This window comes from Halalkalibacter oceani (genome assembly GCF_023715705.1).
GTDB lineage: Bacteria > Bacillota > Bacilli > Bacillales > Bacillaceae_D > Halalkalibacter > Halalkalibacter oceani_A.
Window position 1 is genome coordinate 123434 of record NZ_JAMBOS010000006.1, and the last position, 19109, is coordinate 142542.

General features: G+C 46.9%; 19 protein-coding genes. 8 read left to right on the forward strand and 11 right to left on the reverse strand.

The features are described from left to right. Positions 1-210 precede the first annotated feature (210 nt). Entirely contained in the window at positions 211-840 is a 630-nt protein-coding gene (locus tag M3212_RS08410; RefSeq protein ID WP_251193518.1) for a LysE family transporter, read from the forward strand. Here M3212_RS08410 and M3212_RS08415 read toward each other — a convergent pair. Continuing rightward, positions 821-2188: an amino acid permease gene (locus tag M3212_RS08415; RefSeq protein ID WP_251193519.1), complete on the reverse strand. Its 1368-nt coding sequence runs from the start codon at positions 2186-2188 to the stop codon at positions 821-823. The genes M3212_RS08410 and M3212_RS08415 overlap by 20 nt on opposite strands. 146 nt (positions 2189-2334) lie before the next feature. Here M3212_RS08415 and M3212_RS08420 point away from each other — a divergent pair, with 146 nt between their 5' ends. After that, complete coding sequence (locus tag M3212_RS08420) at positions 2335-2550, forward strand: YozQ family protein (protein ID WP_251193520.1); 216 nt, start codon at positions 2335-2337, stop codon at positions 2548-2550. A gap of 236 nt (positions 2551-2786) precedes the next feature. Then, on the forward strand, positions 2787-4574 hold the full coding sequence (gene pepF, locus M3212_RS08425; RefSeq protein WP_251193521.1) for an oligoendopeptidase F: 1788 nt from the start codon (positions 2787-2789) through the stop codon (positions 4572-4574). A gap of 229 nt (positions 4575-4803) precedes the next feature. On the opposite strand, the gene M3212_RS08430 is transcribed toward pepF, so the two are convergent. Both M3212_RS08430 and M3212_RS08435 read right to left on the reverse strand, forming a co-directional pair. Continuing rightward, complete coding sequence (locus tag M3212_RS08430) at positions 4804-5667, reverse strand: dimethylarginine dimethylaminohydrolase family protein (protein ID WP_251193522.1); 864 nt, start codon at positions 5665-5667, stop codon at positions 4804-4806. 63 nt (positions 5668-5730) lie between these two features. Continuing rightward, complete coding sequence (locus M3212_RS08435; RefSeq protein ID WP_251193523.1) at positions 5731-7572, reverse strand: DNA ligase D; 1842 nt, start codon at positions 7570-7572, stop codon at positions 5731-5733. Positions 7573-7685: 113 nt separating this feature from the next. Between M3212_RS08435 and M3212_RS08440 the strand changes: the two genes are divergently transcribed. Together M3212_RS08440 and M3212_RS08445 are read left to right on the forward strand one after the other, a co-directional pair. Next, complete coding sequence (locus M3212_RS08440) at positions 7686-8516, forward strand: Ku protein (protein WP_251193524.1); 831 nt, start codon at positions 7686-7688, stop codon at positions 8514-8516. Positions 8517-8683: 167 nt separating this feature from the next. After that, positions 8684-9439 (forward strand): exodeoxyribonuclease III, encoded by a 756-nt coding sequence (locus tag M3212_RS08445; protein WP_251193525.1) that lies wholly within the window; start codon positions 8684-8686, stop codon positions 9437-9439. Positions 9440-9574: 135 nt separating this feature from the next. On the opposite strand, the gene M3212_RS08450 is transcribed toward M3212_RS08445, so the two are convergent. After that, entirely contained in the window at positions 9575-10207 is a 633-nt protein-coding gene (locus M3212_RS08450) for an SIMPL domain-containing protein (RefSeq protein WP_251193526.1), read from the reverse strand. A gap of 171 nt (positions 10208-10378) precedes the next feature. Here M3212_RS08450 and M3212_RS08455 point away from each other — a divergent pair, with 171 nt between their 5' ends. Beyond that, positions 10379-11131: a PRC-barrel domain-containing protein gene (locus tag M3212_RS08455; protein ID WP_251193527.1), complete on the forward strand. Its 753-nt coding sequence runs from the start codon at positions 10379-10381 to the stop codon at positions 11129-11131. Between the two features lie 146 nt (positions 11132-11277). Here the strand turns inward: M3212_RS08455 and M3212_RS08460 are convergent, their stop codons facing one another. The 6 genes from M3212_RS08460 to M3212_RS08485 all read right to left on the reverse strand — a co-directional run bounded on the left by M3212_RS08460 (position 11278) and on the right by M3212_RS08485 (position 15614). Further along, a complete protein-coding gene (locus M3212_RS08460) occupies positions 11278-11547 on the reverse strand; it encodes a hypothetical protein (protein ID WP_251193528.1) in 270 nt (89 codons plus the stop codon). Further along, positions 11544-12242 carry an MmcB family DNA repair protein gene (locus M3212_RS08465; protein ID WP_251193529.1) on the reverse strand — a complete coding sequence of 233 codons (699 nt, stop codon included), beginning with the start codon at positions 12240-12242 and terminating at the stop codon, positions 11544-11546. The genes M3212_RS08460 and M3212_RS08465 overlap by 4 nt, the downstream gene beginning before the upstream one ends. A gap of 18 nt (positions 12243-12260) precedes the next feature. Then, positions 12261-13643, reverse strand: a complete 1383-nt coding sequence (locus tag M3212_RS08470; RefSeq protein WP_251193530.1) for a hypothetical protein — start codon at positions 13641-13643, stop codon at positions 12261-12263. A gap of 76 nt (positions 13644-13719) precedes the next feature. Further along, positions 13720-14409, reverse strand: a complete 690-nt coding sequence (locus M3212_RS08475) for an ATP-binding cassette domain-containing protein (protein ID WP_251193531.1) — start codon at positions 14407-14409, stop codon at positions 13720-13722. Further along, positions 14406-14789, reverse strand: a complete 384-nt coding sequence (locus tag M3212_RS08480) for a GntR family transcriptional regulator (protein ID WP_251193532.1) — start codon at positions 14787-14789, stop codon at positions 14406-14408. The genes M3212_RS08475 and M3212_RS08480 overlap by 4 nt, the downstream gene beginning before the upstream one ends. Positions 14790-14792: 3 nt before the next feature. After that, positions 14793-15614 carry a hypothetical protein gene (locus M3212_RS08485; RefSeq protein ID WP_251193533.1) on the reverse strand — a complete coding sequence of 274 codons (822 nt, stop codon included), beginning with the start codon at positions 15612-15614 and terminating at the stop codon, positions 14793-14795. Positions 15615-15850: 236 nt separating this feature from the next. Here M3212_RS08485 and M3212_RS08490 point away from each other — a divergent pair, with 236 nt between their 5' ends. After that, positions 15851-16252, forward strand: a complete 402-nt coding sequence (locus M3212_RS08490; protein ID WP_251193534.1) for a DUF2203 domain-containing protein — start codon at positions 15851-15853, stop codon at positions 16250-16252. 125 nt (positions 16253-16377) lie between these two features. Here M3212_RS08490 and M3212_RS08495 read toward each other — a convergent pair whose 3' ends face one another. Further along, positions 16378-17784, reverse strand: a complete 1407-nt coding sequence (locus tag M3212_RS08495) for a hypothetical protein (protein ID WP_251193535.1) — start codon at positions 17782-17784, stop codon at positions 16378-16380. A gap of 271 nt (positions 17785-18055) precedes the next feature. On the opposite strand from M3212_RS08495, the gene thpD reads away from it, so the two are divergent. Next, positions 18056-19000, forward strand: a complete 945-nt coding sequence (gene thpD, locus M3212_RS08500) for an ectoine hydroxylase (RefSeq protein WP_251193536.1) — start codon at positions 18056-18058, stop codon at positions 18998-19000. Positions 19001-19109: the final 109 nt, after the last annotated feature.

Consider the following 19109-nt stretch of genomic DNA (forward strand, 5'->3'; position numbering starts at 1 on the left):
TCACTCACTTATAACAGCTGACGTTCTTGCAGCGGCTTTACATGATATGAAGGGGATGTGCCAATTTCTTGTGGCACATCTTTTTCTTTGGAGTTTATGGGTTCAAGAAAATATCGCTTGCGTGCTTTCTTTGGTATTAACAGGCTCCTCCACTGAATACAATGGTACAAGCATCAGCTAGTACCATTGTTTGAGGATGAGGAGGGACAGATGAGTATACTTCTTGGTTATGTGTTATTAGGGCTGTCCTTGGCGGCTCCGATCGGACCTGTCAATGCCGCCCAGCTGGACAGAGGGATTAAAAGCGGCTTTCTGCACGCCTGGCTTGTCGGACTCGGGGCAACAGTCGCGGACGGCATTTATATGCTGCTCGTTTTTTTCGGTGTGGTTCACCTGATTGAACTGCCGTTTGTTCAAACTTTCTTATGGCTTTTCGGCTTTTTCGTGCTCGTCTACACAGGAATTGAAAGCTTGATGGGAGCGAAGAATGTCGGTCTGTCAGCCTCACGATCAGCTAAACAGTCTTATTCCGCTTCCTTTTTTTCCGGCTTTTTTATGTCACTGTTCAATCCGCTGACGATCTTGTTTTGGCTCGGCATATTCGGCTCGATTCTTGCTAAAACGCTGACGGAGGTGGGGCCTGGGCAAGTGTGGCTGTACAGTGCGGCGATTTTTGCCGGGATAGTCGTCTGGGACGTGACGATGGCCGGGCTGGCAAGCACATTGCGGCGCTTTCTCACCACGAGGCTTCTCGTTGCGATTTCAGTCTTATCCGGGCTGTCCTTAATCGGATTTGGTCTTTACTTCGGCATGCATGCGTTTAGCGTGTTGTTTTTGTAAAAAGGGTGAGTGACGGCTTGTCGCCGTCACCTTTTTTCTTCCAAAAATGATTCATAATGAGCGTGACCACGGCAATTAAAAGCAGAAAGATCAGACTGACAAAAAAGCCGGGCCGGCTTGTGGCGTGAAAAACGGTGCCGATCACGCCTAATAGAATAAAGAGAAAGCCGATCAGCCGCTTCATTTGCTCTTTTTTCGTTAAGTCGAGCAGGCGACCATAAGAGCCAAGGATAAAGATCCAATTATAAAGCAGCATCAGGCCGGCGGCGGTCGTGACATATTCATACATTTGGTCCGGCATGAAGATTGAAAGCACAATCGATACGATAATGCCGAGCGTTGTGAGCAGGATGGCTGGCAGCTCCCATTTATGATGAATTTTTTTGGCGAATAACCGCGGTGCATCACGATCCTCAGCCAATGTCACGAGAATCCGGATAACCGCGAACATCGAGGCAACCATCGTCGAGAAGCCGGCGATAATAAATACACCATTGAACACATGGTTCACATAAGGGATCGCATAAGCGGTTAAAGCTGTCACAAATGGGCTCTCCTCATGTGAAAAATCTGCTTGTGACACCATGATCAGCGCCAGTCCGATTGAGAGAACATAAATCAGCCCAAGCGTGAGCAGCATCACCTTGCCTGATTTCGGCGCTTCCTTCATTTGTTTTAATCGTACAGCAAGTAGCCCCATAATTTCAATCCCGCCAAATCCATAGAATCCGTAGATGAAGGCTGGTAACAACCCTTTTAACCCGTGTGGGAAGAACTCTTTTCCTGTCCGCGGGATATGGGTGCCATCCGGGTCTGTTCCGATTAGGCCAAACAAGGCTAAGGCCGCCAGAATGATAAACATGAAAATCGCCGAGATCTTCAACACCGCCAGCAGATTTTCCGTCCGATCAAAGCTTTTGCTGCCGGCGAGAATGACGAGCAGGCCGAGAGCGGCATAGATGCTGGCTAGCAGCCATAAAGGAAGATCAGGAAACCAAAGCTGCGAAAAAATCGACAAAGCGGTCATCTGGCTGCCAATAATCAGCATTTCCGAAGCCCAATAGACCCAGCCGCTGCTGAAGCCGGCCCAGCGCCCGTACGCTTTTTTCGCATACGAACGAAAGGAGCCTTTTTGCGGGTCGGAAATGGTCATTTTCGCCAAAGCCTCGAATACGAAATATGTTCCTAAGGCCGCGATCATATAGACGAGCAGCACGGAAGGTCCGGCCATCGTTATCGCGATGCTTGAACCGAGAAAAAATCCGGTTCCGATCGTACAAGCGACTCCCAATAATGACAGCTGCCACCATTGCAACGGCTTTTCGCTGTCTTGCTTTGAATGTGCCATTTAGACTTCATCCTCTCCTTAGTTCATTTATTGTTTCCTGTGCAAACAGTGGAGTATGTACATGAATTTCGCCAAGCGGCTGGACAATTTTACCGCTTATGCTTTCAAGGTGACGATAGACACTAAAGGAAAAGGAGGGATGGAAAATGAATGAAAAACAAAAGCAAGCTAATCAAGTCGCAACCAATCAGTATCAGTCAGGTGATGAACAAAGTGAACAGTCGGTCGACCGAGGTTTGGCGATGACACATGAACAGGTGATGGATGCGTATGTGGAAGGAACGATTGATGGTGAAATCGATGAGTCTCATGGTGAGGATCAGGAAGTAAGAAGAGAGCCGTTTAAAGAATTTCAGGAATAAGCACGTCCCTTTTCCCTGAGGCGGATGTAAGCTCCTCAGGTTTTTTTATGGTCAGCTATAGGAATTCGGGGGAGGGCGCCGGCTTCTTTATAGCGAGCTCAAATGGCCATCACGGCTCCGGATGTCGCTTTTTTCTATGGGAAAAGCAGGAACATAATCATTGCACCGCCGGCGATGTATCAGTATACTTTAGCTACAATATACATAGAAGCAAGCAATTGATAAGGGGGCTAATGATGAAGAGCTATTCGTCAAGGCAAGACGTGCCGGAACATGAAAAATGGAATCTTTCCGATATTTTCCCGACGACAGTGGAATGGGAGGAAGCCTGCGGGGTGCTGGAGAGTAAGATCGAGAAGCTCGCCCAGTATAACGGCCGCCTGTCTGATGCTGACAGCTTACATGCGTTTCTCGTTCTTTCCGAAGAAATCGACTATGACTTTCGAAAGGTATACGTGTATGCAATGCTGCAGGTTGACATCGATACGCGGGTGACCGCCAGCCAATCTCTGCTCGACCGCGCCAAAAAGCTCGCTGTTTCCTTAGCGGCGGCGAAGTCGTTCTTTATGCCGTTTTTACTTAAGTTGAAGCCGGAAACGCTGAAACAATATATTGCCGAGAAGAAAGAATTGGCTTATTTTGAAGAGGATTTGTATGACAGCTACCGTTACAAGAAGCATATTTTAAGTGAAGAAAAAGAAGAAATCCTTTCACAGCTCGGGGAAGCATTGCAGGTGCCGAGCCATACATTTGGCATGATCAACAATGCCGACATTGTATTTGGTGAGGTAACCGACGAAAATGGTGATAAAATCCCGCTAACACGCGGAATGTATGCGAAGCGGATGGAAGATGAGGATAGAGAAAAGCGGGCGGAAGCGTATCAAGCCTATTATAAACCGTATAAACAGATGAAAAACACCATTGCCTCAACGTTATCAGCGGCGATTAAAAACAATGTGATGATTTCACGGATGCGTTACTATCCCTCTGCGCTTGAAAAAGGGTTATTTTCTGACGAAGTTCCGAAGGACGTCTATGAGACGTTAATTGAAACGACGAAAGCGAACATTGAGCCGATGCATGAGTACATCCGGCTACGGAAAGAGCTGCTTGAAGTCGAGCAATTAAAACCATACGATCTCGCGGTGCCGCTTGTTTCCGGCGTCAAAGAGGAAATCCCGTTTGATGAGGCGTTTGAGATCATGATCGACAGTCTCGCGCCGCTTGGCGCCGATTACCAGCAGACGCTGCGAAGCTTTAAAACAAAGCGCTATTTTGATGTCAGGGAAACACCGGGAAAGCGTTCAGGAGCTTATAATATTGGAGTTTACGGTGTCCATCCGTTTGTTTTGCTGAACCATCGCGATGATCTTGACAGCCTATTTACGCTAACGCATGAATCGGGGCATGCGATGCATTCCTGGTATTCAAGCCGGCACCAGCCGCAAATCAGCGCGGGCTATTCGATTTTTGTCGCGGAAGTCGCTTCAACCGTCAATGAAATGTTACTGATTCGTTATTTACTGGCGGAAAGCAAAGAGGATAACCGGAGAAAATTTTTGCTGAACCATTTCATTGACAGCTTTAAAGGGACGTTTTTCACACAGGTGATGTTTGCCGAGTTTGAAAAGCTGACGCATGAGAAGGCCGAAAAGGGAGAGCCGCTGCACGCTGATGCTTTCAATGACATTTATGAAGAGCTTTATCGAACGTATAATGGCAGCGCGCTTGAATGCGATGAAGAAGTGAAATTCGGTTGGACGCGGATTCCCCATTTTTACCGCCCGTTCTATGTGTACAAATATGCTACCGGCTATGCGGCGGCCAATGTGATCGCTGAGCGTCTGCTGCGGGGCGATGCTGCAACACAGGCGAGCTATCTGCAATTTTTAAAAGGGGGCAGTTCCAAGCCGCCGCTTGAATTACTAAAAGACACCGGCGTTGATTTAACAAAGCCGGATACGATCGAAGACGCCCTAGTTGTCTTTGGCGGATTGGTGAAACAATTCGCCGAGCTGTAAAAAGCAGGTTTCATAAAGTAAGCGGTGTCCAGTACAGAAGGTGGAACATGCAGCCGATGAACCGGTTCAAAGCTTTCCACATGTTGTGCGGGGTGAGATGTTACTAGCTTTGAGAGATTGGCAATTGCCCGTTGTGAGAAACCGGCTCACAACGGGCTTTGTTAGATCGTTCAGTTCCAAACATTGCTTAATGGCTACGATAAAAGGGAAATACCTTTTGTCCGAAGCCTTATTTCGGTTCTTCCCGAATGACGGGCAGCGTGCAGCAGCGAAATGAGCCGCCTGATTTAATAATTTCGGTAATATCAATTTCAATCACTTCATATCCGCGCTCCTGCAGCTGCTTGTTTACTTGTTGGTTAACGGGTAAGGAAAGAACCTTTTTATCACCGATCGAAAGGACATTCGTCCCAAGGGTAAACTGCTCTTCCTTTGTAACCTCAAGCAGATCATAGCGTGTTTCAAGAAAATCCAGCTCTTTTTTGTTAAACGCATCTGGATAAAAGAGCGCTTCTTTAGGCGAAAGCACGTTAAAGACACAGTCAAGGTGCAAATACTTTTCATGAAATGGTACGGTGACGACCTTGAATTGAGATAATAAATGTTGCAGATGGTCAATTGCTTTTTGATTCGTGCGGTTGCTTAAACCGATGTAAATCGTATCGCGGTCGATGATGATATCGCCGCCTTCAATTTTGTCACCTATCAGGTTATAGTAGGAAATCTTTTCTTTCTTCAACCAGTCCTTTAAAAAATTTTCCTCGCCCTGGCGGATATCATGCGCCATCTCCGCTACGAAAATCGTCTGTCCGAGCGTAAAGCCGATATCCCGCGTGAAGACCTGTTCCGGAAATTGCTCGTTAGCCGGCAACAGCACGACATCAACATGATGAGCGCGCAATGTATTTACGAAGTGCTCATGCTGTTCCAGTGCTTTCATAATATGAATGCCTTCATTTTTAAATTTCTTTTGCGTTTCATTGATGACATCGCGAATTGTCATATACTGAGGCTGACACATAATAACCAGCTCAAGGCGATCGTACTCGCTCGTAGCGAAAGCTGTTTTTTTGCTTTTGGTAAACAGACCCATCGTATCCCTCCATTTTGTTATGCTTTTTTTCGTATACCCGGTCAGCACCAATACAGGAGTTGGTTATTTGACAGGAGTGAGACTTGTCAGCTGCTCAAGAATCAAGTCAAGCGGTTGGTTGGCTTTTGCCTGCTGAAAGAATCGAAACGGGTTGCCGTTGGCAAGCAGCCGTGCCCGAATCGTAGCGATTGTAAAAGCAGCCGGATCAAGCTGATCATGAACCTCGTTCCAGTAGAGGGGAGTCGCAATTCGGCCATCGGTATTTCCTCTTGGTGAAAAAGGTGCGATGATTGTTTTCTCTTTATCATGCTGTAAATAGTCGACATATAATTTGTTGCCGCGCTTTTTTTTCAGGCGCTCTGTCGTAAACCAATTCGGCTCCTGCTCGCAAAGAAAGGCACTTACGAATTCGGTAAACCGACGGGTGTCCTCATAAGAATAGGTTTCCTCTGGCAGCGGGAGATAAACCTGTAATCCCTTTCCACCCGACGTTTTGACAAAGGATTGCAGTTGAAATTGATCAAAAATCGCTTTTAAGCGCAATGCCGCCTCGACAGCCAGGGGAAATTCGGTCACTGACGGGGGGTCAAGATCAAAGACAATTTCTGACGGGTATGCGGAATGAAACGGTTCAAATGGAATATGAAATTCCAACGCGAGCTGATTGCCGAGCCAAAGCAATGTTTCGACATGATTGCAGAGGATGTAGCTGATGTCATGGTGCTGATGAGTCTGAACGAAATTCGGTGCATAGTCTGGACAGTTTTTCTGAAAAAAACGCTCATCATCGGCGCCGTGAGGATAGCGGATTACGGTCAAATGACGGTTATGAAGGTACGGCAAGAGGTAATCGCCGAGATGAAGCAGCTCCGTTAAATAGTCATCCTTATGGATGTTCAAAGCAGGCCAGACCGGCTTATCAGGATGGGTAACGGTAACGGTGGCCGGTTTCGGTCGGAGCGCCTTTTCAGCTTCCTTTATCGTGCACTGCTCAGGCTCCTGCTCAAGCAAAAATGAATGAAAATGAGGTTCTCTCAGCTGCTTGCCATCAAAGTCGATACAGGCAATCGAGGCGCAAATTGCCGGCGCCATATGGTAGGTTGTAGCATTTTTTGTCCCGTTTTTTTTAAAGAGCGCAAGCAGTGTCTGCCATTCCTTCTCTGCTAAGCCATGCTTGAAAATGACAATATCAAGCAGTTCTGATTCTTTAAAGACACTGCCATGAAAATAGCCATTAATTTCGTCATGCTTCGTTATGATGACGGGAACAAGGCGCCAGTTTTTGCTCTTCAGCCATTGGCGTGAGCGCGTTGCCGGTGACCAACTGCTCGTTGTCTGTTTGGCGATGATGCCTTCTCCGTTATGAAGCTCGATTGCTGCTGAAAGCTGGGGCAGATCAGCGGTTTCCTCGATCAGCTGCAGCTTTTGGTCCGAGTAAGGGTTGATTTGCCGGTCCCAGCCGAGCTTGTCAAATAGCTGCTTCAGCTGCTTTTTGCGCCTGGCGAGCGGCAGATCGATCAGGCTTTTGCCTTTGAGCTGCAACAGGTCAAAGGCGAGATAGTGACACGGAAAAGCCGTGGCATGTGCTGAAATGCGATCTGACTTTTTCATCCGTCCTCTAAGCTGTACAGCGGAAAAATAACTTTTAAAGGCATTAAGCAAATGGACAAGCTCACCGTCGAGGATCAGGGGAAGGAACGGCTTGATCTCCTGCTGGCGGACAGAACAAAATTGGATGATCTCGGGGAATTGACTGTTCAGCTCTTTGCCGTTGCGGCTGACGAGACGCGGGGTGTCGCCCGACCAGTAAAGCAGACAGCGGAAGCCGTCGTATTTAGGCTCATAAAGCCAGCCTTTGCCAACGGGCGGCTCGGAAGCCGGTGTTAGCTGCATTGGCTTGTACATCGTCATTCCTCCTTGAAAAATAATTTCCTTATTAGGATGTTAGTTTCGATTTCACTTCATACATAATTGCCGGCAAAAGCAAGCACATTATAAAGAAAAAAGAAGGTGTCTTGATGCACACAGTTTGGAAGGGAAGTATCAGTTTCGGGCTTGTCAACATTCCAATTAAGCTGCATGCAGCAACGGAAAATAAGGATATTAAGCTGAGGCAGCTCCATAAGGAATGCCACACGCCGATTCAATATCAGAAAATATGCCCGGGCTGTCAGCAGGAAGTGAAAAATGAAGATATCGTCAAAGCGTATGAGTATGAAAAGAACAAATTCGTCATCCTTGATGAGGAGGATTTGGAAAAGCTGAAAAAAGAAAATGAAGCAAAGGCCGTCGAAATTATTGATTTCGTTCAACTGGAGGAAATTGACCCGATTTATTTTGAGCGCAGTTATTTTATCGCTCCGGGAGATGGCGGTACAAAAGCATATGCGCTGCTCCGTGAAGCGTTGTTAAAATCCGGTAAGATCGGTGTCGCCAAAATTATTATCCGCTCCAAGGAACAGCTCGCGGTCGTCCGAGTCTACAAAAACACATTGCTGATGGAAACGATTCATTTTCCTGATGAAGTACGTAAAGTTGAGGACGTACCGAATACGCCAAGCGACCAAGAATTGTCTAAGAAAGAAGTCGATACGGCACTGCTTTTAATTGACCAGCTGACAACAAGCTTTGATCCGACAAAATATGAAGACGATTACCGTACCGCCTTGATGGTATTAATTGAAGAGAAACGGACGGGCAAGCAAACGGTTCATCCAAAGGAGCAGGAGGCACCGGCCTCGAATGTCACCGATTTAATGTCAGCCCTTCAGGCATCGATCGACAAAACGAAAAAGAAAAAGCCAGCGACACGTAAAAAGACGGCAACGAAAGCAAAAAAGAATGCCTGAGACATGGGTGGCAATACGAATCTCCAGCATCCCAACCTGTACAGTGAGGGGAGCTGGAGATTATTTTGCTTTTCACAATAGGAAGAGGAAAAGGGCCCGTCCTTGACAGGCGCCAGCCTTCACTCTATCATTTTCAACGTAGACTGCTAGAAAAGAGAGGTAAATGGATGAAACTAGTGTCCTGGAATGTCAATGGCTTGCGGGCCTGTGTAAAAAAAGGATTTCTTTCTTATTTTCAAGCGGTGGATGCCGATATTTTTTTTATTCAAGAGACGAAGCTGCAGGAAGGTCAGCTTGAATTAGAGTTGCCCGGCTATCAGCAGTTTTTTCATTCCGCTCAACGCAAAGGCTACTCGGGAACCGCTGTTTTCACGAAGAAGGAGCCTTTAGCGGTTCATTATGGGTTTGAAGGAGAAATCGCGGCAGATGAAGGCCGCGTGCTCACACTGGAATTCGACCGCTTTTATCTTATCAATGTGTACACAGTGAACGCGAAAAGAGACCTTTCCCGATTAAGTGAGCGCCTGGAATGGGAGGACGCGCTGTTTTCGTATGTGACTGGACTTGATCAGGCAAAGCCGGTCATTCTAACCGGCGATTTGAATGTCGCTCACACGGAAATCGATTTGAAGAACGCGCGGGCAAACCGTAACAACTCAGGCTTTACGATCGAGGAACGCGAGAAGCTGTCGCGCTTGCTTGACGCCGGATTTATCGATACATATCGTCATTTTTATCCCCACAAAGAAGGCGCTTATACGTGGTGGTCCTATATGAATAAAGTGAGGGAGCGCAATATCGGCTGGCGGATTGATTATTTTCTCGCTTCAGAGCGGCTCCGAGAGGCGTTAGTAGAAGCCGAAATTGATTCTGACGTGTTCGGTAGCGATCATTGTCCGATCCGGTTGACGGTTGATTTGTGAACATAAAAAGAAAGAAAGTCCCGGAGGAATGGCGCTAGTTCGTCAGCTCTTCCGGGACTTGTTTTGAAGGAAGGCTTTTATTACGATGTAGGGCTCGTGTGGTGAACAGGGAAATTCAACGTTTTGTCAGTCCTTTCATTCATAAGCGACAAGCACTTGAGCGCGGATCGTCAGCTGACCTGGCTGAATTGGGGTAGCGGCGCTGGCGCTCAGCAGTCGCGGCGCAGGGAAGTCGGGCGGATGCCCCTGTTCTTCAACCTTGCTTGGATAGGGGGGCAGTAAAACGCCAAGTGTTGTCGCAATCGACTGCGCTTTGCTGATCCCGTTTTCCACGGCGAGCTGCAGGACTTGCTGCCGGTATGCATCCGGACGCTGCAAGGTAAATTGAATGGCTCTCACCGTATTGGCGCCTTTTTCCACTGCTGCGTCTACGATTGTGCCGACGATATTGATTTCCTCAATCGTGATTTGAAACAGGTGGGTGATGTCATAACCGGCAAATATGCTGACCCCGTCTTCATAATTGTACTTGCTGTCAATTTGATAAAGCACGGTTGCAATCTTCTCATCCCCGATCCCCAATCTTCTTAATTCATCGAGAATAGCGGTCATTGTTGCTGAATTTTCGCTCTGACCCTGACGTAATTCGAGCGTCTCTGTAGTGACGCCGAGCGTCACAATCGCCTGGTCAGGAGCGACAGTCAGCTCTGCTTCGCCAATGACCTTGATTTGAGGCAATTCCATCTCCCGGTTTGCTGGATCGATCATCGTCTTCTCTCCTATTGTTTGTCATTGTAATGAGCGCTTCCTGTTATAGATTATTTTTTAGACGGAGCGAGTATGTCTTTTTAGCTATCTTTTCCGGCAATTGTGAAAAGAGGTTTACGAGCTGAGCAGGCGGGTACAACATAAACAATTACAAAAAAGGAGGCGATGAAGTTGATCTTAAAAGCGAAGAATCTGAAGCGGTTTACAATGAGAGCAACAGATGGCGACATTGGCTCGATTGATGATTTTTATTTTGATGATGAATCCTTTGTGGTTCGGTACTTCATCGGGGATACGCGGACTTGGTTTTTTGGAGGAAAGGTACTGTTAAGTCCCGAAGCGTTTACGGATGTTCATATTGCCGATGAATCGATCTCAGTCAATGCGACGAAAGAGCAGATTAAGGACAGCCCGAAGCCGGACGAGAAGGAACCGATTTCAAGGCAGTATGAAAGAGAGCTCGGCCAATATTACGGCTGGGGCGCTGCTCCGCTGACCCAGCCTAGCCGATCCTTGTTCGGCGAGGAAGCTGTTGAGCCGCATGAAAGAGCAGCAGCCGACCTTGAGACACGCGAGGAAAGTCACCTGCAAAGTGTCAACGATGTACGAAATTACAGAGTACATGCGATTAATGGCGAGGTTGGCAGAGTATCAGACTTTTTACTGGAAAGTGACACATGGAACATTCGGTATCTTGAAGTCGATGTCGGTGGCTTTCTCACCAAGGAATTGGTGCTCGTATCAACGGACTGGATTTCGGAAATCAATTGGCGTGACAGGACGATCACGGTCAATGTTGACAAGGAACGGATTGAGGCAGCACCGGATTATTTTGAAGAAACACCATTAACGAGAGAAGATGAAATGAGATTGTTCCGCCACTATGACCAGCAGCCTTACTGGGAAGCCAGAAGACCATATTAAGAATAAAAACGCGCGACAGTTGATTGCGCCTGCAAGCAAGAGGCCGGGATGCCACATTAGTCCCGGCCTCTGCCTTTTCAAGCCCGTTGTGAACCACTCACAACGGGCTTCCCTATATCATGAAATTGTCCCGCTCTGGCGGAAGATTACGACTGCTTTGTGATTTCAGCCCTGACTAATTCGGCAAGCTCCGGCTGGTCATAAAGGGAAAGCACTCCTAATACGGTGTCATCAGCGATTTCACCGGCTTCTTCCTTCGGGACGGTCAGGGAGATTGCCTGCTCGAGAGCCGGCGGAATGATTTGACCCGGGAAAGCCTGCTGATAAAGGGCGCGCGGATCAAGCTCATGATTGATGCACCATTGAGCAAAGACGAGAATCATCATCTGCTCATCAAACAGAAAATTTTGTTTCATCCTTTATCCTCCTTTATTAATGCTGATAATTCCTCGTAGAAGTCTTCGTTGTATTTCGTAATGATATGAACCCGCGCTTTGTCCAGTGGAATCGCTTGCCTGCATGAAGCCGTCTGGCACAGCACTTCTTCCTGCTTTGTGCCGACCAGGTACTTGTGCCGCTTTTTACAAGCCGGACAAGTCGCATGAATGAGGGAAGCGGCGGCATTGCTGGCAAATTTCCCTCCGGTGACGTCCTTTGTTTCCTTTGACAGCTCCTGAAACAGCACTGCATTTGTCGCGGCGCGGCCGGTGCGCTTCAGCAGTGTCTCCAGCGTCATGATCCGTTTCGGATTTTTCGTCGGCTTCTTTTTTACGGTAATGTTGTCATATTGATCAACCTCAAGCAGTCCATAGCGGGCCGGAAGCTCCTCGACAGTAAGCAGGTCCTGCGGTGTCATAATATAAGCATAATCAGAAACCTCATGATACCCGTAGGAGGAATGGAGCACCTCATCGCGGAGAAAATCAGAGCGTGAGGATTTCACTTCAATGATTCTTGCTTCCTTCCGTTTCAGGTTGATTCCTAACGCATCAGCCTGGATTTTCTTACGACGCACGAATAATTTCACTTCATTGGCGCATAAATCAGTCATTTTTGCTTTTAGCCAATACAACGACAGTTTTTTTAAATGCTTATGTAACGTACTTTCCATAGATGATGTCCTCTCTTGTTAAATGAAATGAAGCAAATATAAGCTGTACACCGCTGTCACAAGGACGACGGTTAGCACGGCGACATAGGCGACATTTTGCCTCATGATCGTTTTCGCCGGCTGATTCATCAGTTTTGCTGCCATTAGCATCTGTCCGGAAAAAGGAGAGAGCTGGGTAGCCATTGACCAGGCGACGAGTAAGAGCAATGCTAAATAATGGGCGCTGACGCCAAAGTTTTCAGGAGAGAGCGCACTGCCGATGCCAATCACAATGATCACCGGATGAATACCGATTTGTGCCAGAAAGATCGTCAACAGCACAATTAAATAGCTAAGAATATAAACCGAGCCGAAGGAAGCTTGGAATAACCAGGACGAAATATAGGCACCGATTTCTGTACTGGCCATCGCTTTTCCAAAAAAACCGGCACTAATAAAGATAGCAATCTCGTTTTTCAATTGAAAGAATGAATGCTGAACCTGAAGCGCGAGATCCTGCGTAAATGACCGTAATGTTTTCGTTGCCAGTGACCAAATAACGGGCAGTACAATTGAGAGCAGACAGACGATGATAATCATGTTGACATGCGACAAGAATTCCAGTAAAAACGATAGTCCGACCAGTGTCCCGCAAAATAAGAAAAACGGCGTCAGTGAAGGCGTCGCGACCGCTGTCCGGCCATTTGACTGACGCTCGATCAGCGGATCATCCGGAAACTTGATACGGGAAAACATCAAGGCGCAGACGAGCAAATAAAGCGCCGCCAGCAACAGGCCGTAGCCGCCGATTTCGATCCACGACAGGTCAAACAAAACGAGAATAAGGCCGACATTGACGAAATATGGCGACCAAAGCATGCAAAAAGCAAAGGCGCGCATGATCGTCAAAGTCAGCTTTTGATCGCGGTAGCTGGAGAAGCTTTCTTCGGCGATCCGCTTCACAATCGCCATGGAGCCGAAGTTTAACATAATTCCGATCGTCGCCGTTAATAGAAAGCTGAGCCGGTAAGGGTGCTGGCCGCTGCGCTCTTCCCGTTCCTGAACGGCTTTTTTTAAAGCTGACAAATAACCGGCTGAAGACATAAACGTGCCAATAATCGGAATGAGCAGAAAGAGCGACAGTAGATTTATATTTTCCCCGAAGCCGCTGATCACTTCTTCGATCCTGATTTGTTCCACATAAAAGCAGATGCTTCCCGCTACGAGCAAAAGCGCAACGACGAGCCTGCTGATCTTTGATAAAAAGTAGAAGGCACAGACGAGCAGGAAGGCCCCGAGTATGCTGTATGTAAGCACAAAAAAGCGGTGGTGATAAAAATGCTCAATCAGATAAAGAATTGAGGTTATATAACAAAGCACACCTAATGCTTTCGTGAATGGATGAAGGTTCGTGTTAACCATCTCCTTTCCTCCCCCTATTATAACGCTTTTCCAGCGAGGGGGCACGTACCGAAAGTAAAGGTGTGCCATTTCGTGATTATTGATACAAGTCCGTCATCCACTCGACGATGCCTTGATTCCGCTCGTCACGCAGCTTTTCGACATTATGATGACCGATAATCGCGCCATCTTTAATCGCGATCACTTCATCAAGCAGCATTTCAATTTCTTTAATTTCATGCGTCGTGATCAGCAGGAGCTGCTTTTCGAGGTCAATATAGGAGATCAGCCCTTTGACGATTGAATCGCGGACCATCGGATCAAGCCCGGAAAGCGGCTCATCGAGCAGGACGATCGGGACTTCACGCGCCAATGAAAGAACGATTTTCAGGCGACCACGGTTGCCTTTCGACAGATGCTTCAGCTTTGCGTTTCTGTCCAAATTCATAAACAGGCGAATCTCTTCCGCTTTTTCGAGATTAAAGTCGGGGAACTGTGTCGCATGGAAATCAATCGTTTGACCGACATTGTAAAAGCCATAGTATTCATCGAGCTCCGATAAATAGGAGACCTCGGCTGCCATTGTCCGGTTTACCTTTTTTCCGTTAATTAAAATTTGTCCGCTTGACGGCTGGGTTAATCCGGCGATCAGTTTTAAGGTCGTTGATTTTCCACTTCCGTTCTCACCGACGAGCCCGATTATTTTTCCAGGTGTTAACGTAAGATCAATCCGGTCCAATGCAGTCTTTGTCATGAATTTTTTCGTGACGTTTTTGAAAATAATCATCGGTTCATTCCTCCATTTTCCCCTTGTAAAAACGTATGCAGGCCATCCTTAATTTCCGTATAGGAATAGCCCATTTCCTGCATTCCTTTGACAAACTGTGAAATTTCACGCTGCTTCAGCTCTTCTCTCATTTCCGTCAGAACGCTTTCGTCCTCTGTCACAAATGTTCCCTGTCCGCGTTTTGTTTCCACAATGCTCATCCCTTCCAGCTCCCGATAGGTACGGCTTACAGTATTTGGATTGACACTTGCCTGAATGCCCATTTCCCGGACAGACGGCAGCTTATCTCCCGGTAGCAATTCTCCCCTGAGAATTTGGCGCTTGATCCGGTCAGCCAATTGCGTATAAATCGGCTGAGAGGATTGAAATAACTCGGTCATCGCCTACACCTCCACTTTGCGGTCAAGCAGCCAGCAAGCGGCGGCAAATACAGCAATCGCCATCAGCGCCTCAATGACATAAGTACCAAGATAGATCGTAGCGGCACCGATGTCCGTTACGAAGAGACTGATTCCTTCCGTCGCATCAGCCGAGAATTGGAGCCCCTGGGCGAATTGGACGAGATTGATTTCTCCCCATTCGGTTAAAAAGCGGAAAAACGGGGTTTCTGTCAACCAGGCCCAGCCGCTCACGAAACAAAGGAAGAGAATAAACGTCAAAATAATGCTGAAAAAGCTACCGATATAACGGCTGATCAGGAGGAAGATCATCCAGAAGAACAGGAAGTAAAGCGCAAAGTTAAGCGCAATTAAAAACAGATGAACACCACCAAGGAGCCCGAGGTTGATGACATCCCCCCAGATCAAGGCAGGGAAGAGGTCGGCGAATGCTCCGGCAAAAAAATAGGAAAAAGCGGTAACAGCGCCGATGATTAAGAGCGAGCCGATCATTGAAACAATGCCGGCTGTCAGCTTGGCGCTCAGCAGCGCATAGCCAGGCAACGGATTGTGAAGCCAGAGGTGCATCCGTTTTCGTTCAGATTGCAGGCTGTAATAGAAGTAGTAAACGAGATAAAACAGATGGAGCACCATCACCGCGACTGAAACAATCATCACCATTTCCCAGCCCATTCCCCAGTTCATGCTCTGGCGTGATCCGACATAAAACATAACACTTGCGAGAAGTGCGTACGTAATAAGCGGAAGCAGAAAGGCCGGTAATCCTAAACGTAGTTCCTTTTTCGTTAAATTCCACCATGCAGTCATTTTGTAAAACCCCCATTGTCATAATGTATTAGTGTATTAATTAGATAGTACACTAATACAATCATACTGTCAACGCATTTGTAAAAAAATAGGCTGGTACTATTCCTCGCAGTTTGGTTGTGTCAGCTCGTAACGGTTGATAACGCTGGAAGAAGAAAAGGGTGAGGAGGGAAACTGAAGCCGATTTCTTTTCTTTCGTCACCGTTTTGCTATAAAATAGAGGTGGAGGTGAAGAAATGGCAAAAATGTATTTTACCGTTGAGGAAGCGAACGAATGGCTGCCGACATTCGAACAGGAACTACATGAACTCCAAAAATTGCAAAAGCAGGCGCATGAGATGTCCACTACTTTGCGACGCTTGAAAAGCGCCCACTACAAAAAGCTTCAGACAGAAACGGAGAGCACCTTCTTCTTGGAAAGCAAGCTTGAGTTTATTGATATGCAGTTTAGGCTTCATCTTCAAAATATTCAAGCATCGGGAGCCCAGCTCAAAGATGTTGAGCAAGGCTTAATTGATTTTCCGGCTTTTATCAATGAGAAGGAAGTGCTTCTATGCTGGAAGCTCGGGGAAAAAGAGATTACTCACTATCACGGACCTGATGAAGGATTTGCCGGTCGAAAACCGCTCGAATCATAGTTTCATATAGATAGAAAAAGCGCAAAAGCCAGGATTGCGCTCCAGAAGATAGCAATCCTGGCTTAGTTACAGATAAAGCCCGAACCGGAGAAAGCAGCTTCGGTTCGGGCTTTTTTCCGTCTCGCTTAAAACCAGATCACTGTCTGAATGTAAGCTTGCGTACATATGTAAAAAAGGAGCGCGAATTTCCACTGACTTAAGAGGCTGTTTTTTAAAGGCGACCTGCCGTTTTCCCCACTTAGCACGATCGCCGGGACAATCATTGGTGATAAGAGCACGGCAAACACGCTGCCCGTCGTTAAGGCGAGGACGATCAATTCCGGTGGATAAGGAAGCGGAATATGCTGCAAAATACCGCCGACAAGCACCATCACCGTCGATGGCATAAGCCCGCCCATTGCCAGCAGCGGAACAGTAAACGGAAGGAACCAAAGCAGGTTTAACCAGGCGACTTCCTCGGTAAGCGAATAAACTGCTTCAACGACAATATAGCCCCAGCCTGAGCCGTTTAGCGAGTAAATTAAAAAGCCGGCAGCGAGAAAAATACTAAATTCCCTCGCTCTTGAAGATAGACCGTTTGCTGGAGATAAGTATTGTCTGAATTCCTGATAAAGCTGAACGGCTTTTCGTTTGAGCAGAAAATAGAGCAGCGTCCAGCTGAAAATGACGATCGGCAACAGCGTTAAAATATCAAAAGGCAAAAGCGAATTCATCAAAAATATCGCCGCGAGCAAGGAGAGAAACAGCCCGCAAAACTCAAGCACAAGCGATGATTGCTGTTTGTCTTTCTGATAATCGGAAAAGATCTGTTTCAGCTCTCCGGTTATGTTCAATGAATAGGCCTTCTCGTCAAAATGAAAGAGCAGAACCGCCAGAACAACACCAAGGAGCGCGATCAGTGTACCTTGGACAACGATCAGCACGATATCGGCTTGCATGATCGTCACAACATAAGCGAGACTCGGCGTGCTGATTACCCACAATGTGCTGAGCGAGAAGCCTCTCAGCAGAGCCGAAGCTTTGAAGCTTTCCCAGTCTTCTTCCTTTTTTGAGCCTACTATATTTTGCAAAAGTTGAAACATGACAGGAATCGAGCCAAATAAAAGAAAGTAGGCGCTAATTTGCGTAGTCGTTAGGACCCCGAAATAAAAGCGCTTACTCGTTTGCAGCTGCTTTTGAAAAAAGCCGGTTAAGGCGCCAATATAGTTCTCCTGCTTCAGCACCCAGCCGACCATCGGAATAAGCAGGAGCATGACGAGTAGTGCCCGCATTTGCCGCGCGCCCTCCGCGAAAAATAGAGCCGGATCGACCTCGGCGCTTGTGATCATAATTAAGAGTGCCGCCGTCAGCATCAACATAGGTGGCAGCAGCGCCCTCCAAGGCAAAAGAATCAGGGTGAAGAAGAGCGAACAGATGCCGAAACAGGAAAGAGCGGCTGTGATGAACGCCGAGGAATAAAGAAGTTCAATAAAATGAAAAAGGGCAAATAAGGACAAAGATAAGATAAAACCAGCTGAAGCAATTTGGCGCATAATGTTCTCCTTACCTTTCTCTATAGTATCTCTAGTTTATCGCATTTCTTTCAGAAAGTAAGGGCAATTCAAAAAAATGAACAGCGCAGGAAGCGAAGACAGGTTGCGTTGTTAGTTTATGCACCCGTTAAAATAAAAATGTCCCTTCATGATCCGTCCTTGGCTGTCAGGAAAAAGAAATAGATTACGCTGACGTTTAGCTTTAAAAAGAACGGGAATGGCATGTACTGTTACCGAAATTCATTTGAATATTTGATAAGGAGTGATAGGTATGGTAGCAGATTTGTATCCTTCAAGAATCGGGGACAAGGCAAGCATTTTGAGGAGACAAGATGATGTCATTCACAAGAACTCCAACGTAACGGGAGGACCGTTAAGCAAAGAAGAGCTGGCGCGCTATGAAGAAAACGGCTATCTCCTTTTTCAGAATTTATTCAGTAAGGAGGACATCGACGTTTTACAGCAGGAATTGAAGCAGGTGCTCAATGAAAATAAAGGAAAACAGAGTGATGATGTCATTTTGGAACCGGACAGCGATGAAGTACGCTCTGTTTTTGAAATTCATAAAAACAGTGAATTTTTCAAACGGCTGTCAAAAAATAAAAAGCTTGTTTCCATCGCCCAGCAGTTGCTCGGAAGCCAAGTATATATTACGCAGTCACGCATTAATTTTAAGCCGGGCTTCAAAGGGAAGGAATTTTATTGGCATTCCGACTTTGAAACATGGCATGTGGAAGATGGAATGCCGAATATGCGAGCGGTGAGCTGCTCGATTATTCTTACCGACAACCACGAGTTTAACGGGCCGCTAATGTTGATTCCAGGTTCTCATAAATGGTATGTCTCTTGCCCGGGAGCAACACCGGATCATAATTACAAGCAGTCACTTAAGAAACAGGAGCTCGGCGTGCCGGATCATGAAAGCCTGAAGTGGCTTGTTGATCAGGCTGATGGTCAAATTGACCGGGCGACAGGGCCGGCCGGTTCCGTTCTCTTCTTCGAATGTAATATTATGCATGGCTCGAGCGGTAATATTTCGCCTTTCTCAAGAAGTAATGTGTTCTTCGTTTTCAACAGCATTGAAAACAAACTGGTTGAGCCATTCTCCGGCGGAAAGCCTCGACCTGAATTTCTGGCAAACCGGACGAACATCAAACCGATTGAGCCGATTGACGAAGCAATTGCGAATACGAAAGTGCTGATGGGAAGCAAATAAACGGATAGACGGGGTGTGCCGCATACTGGCACACCCTCATTTGTGTAAAGTTGCAGCAGCCGGGAGGAAAATTCTGAATTGACAATCATTTATCCTTGGATTAAAATAC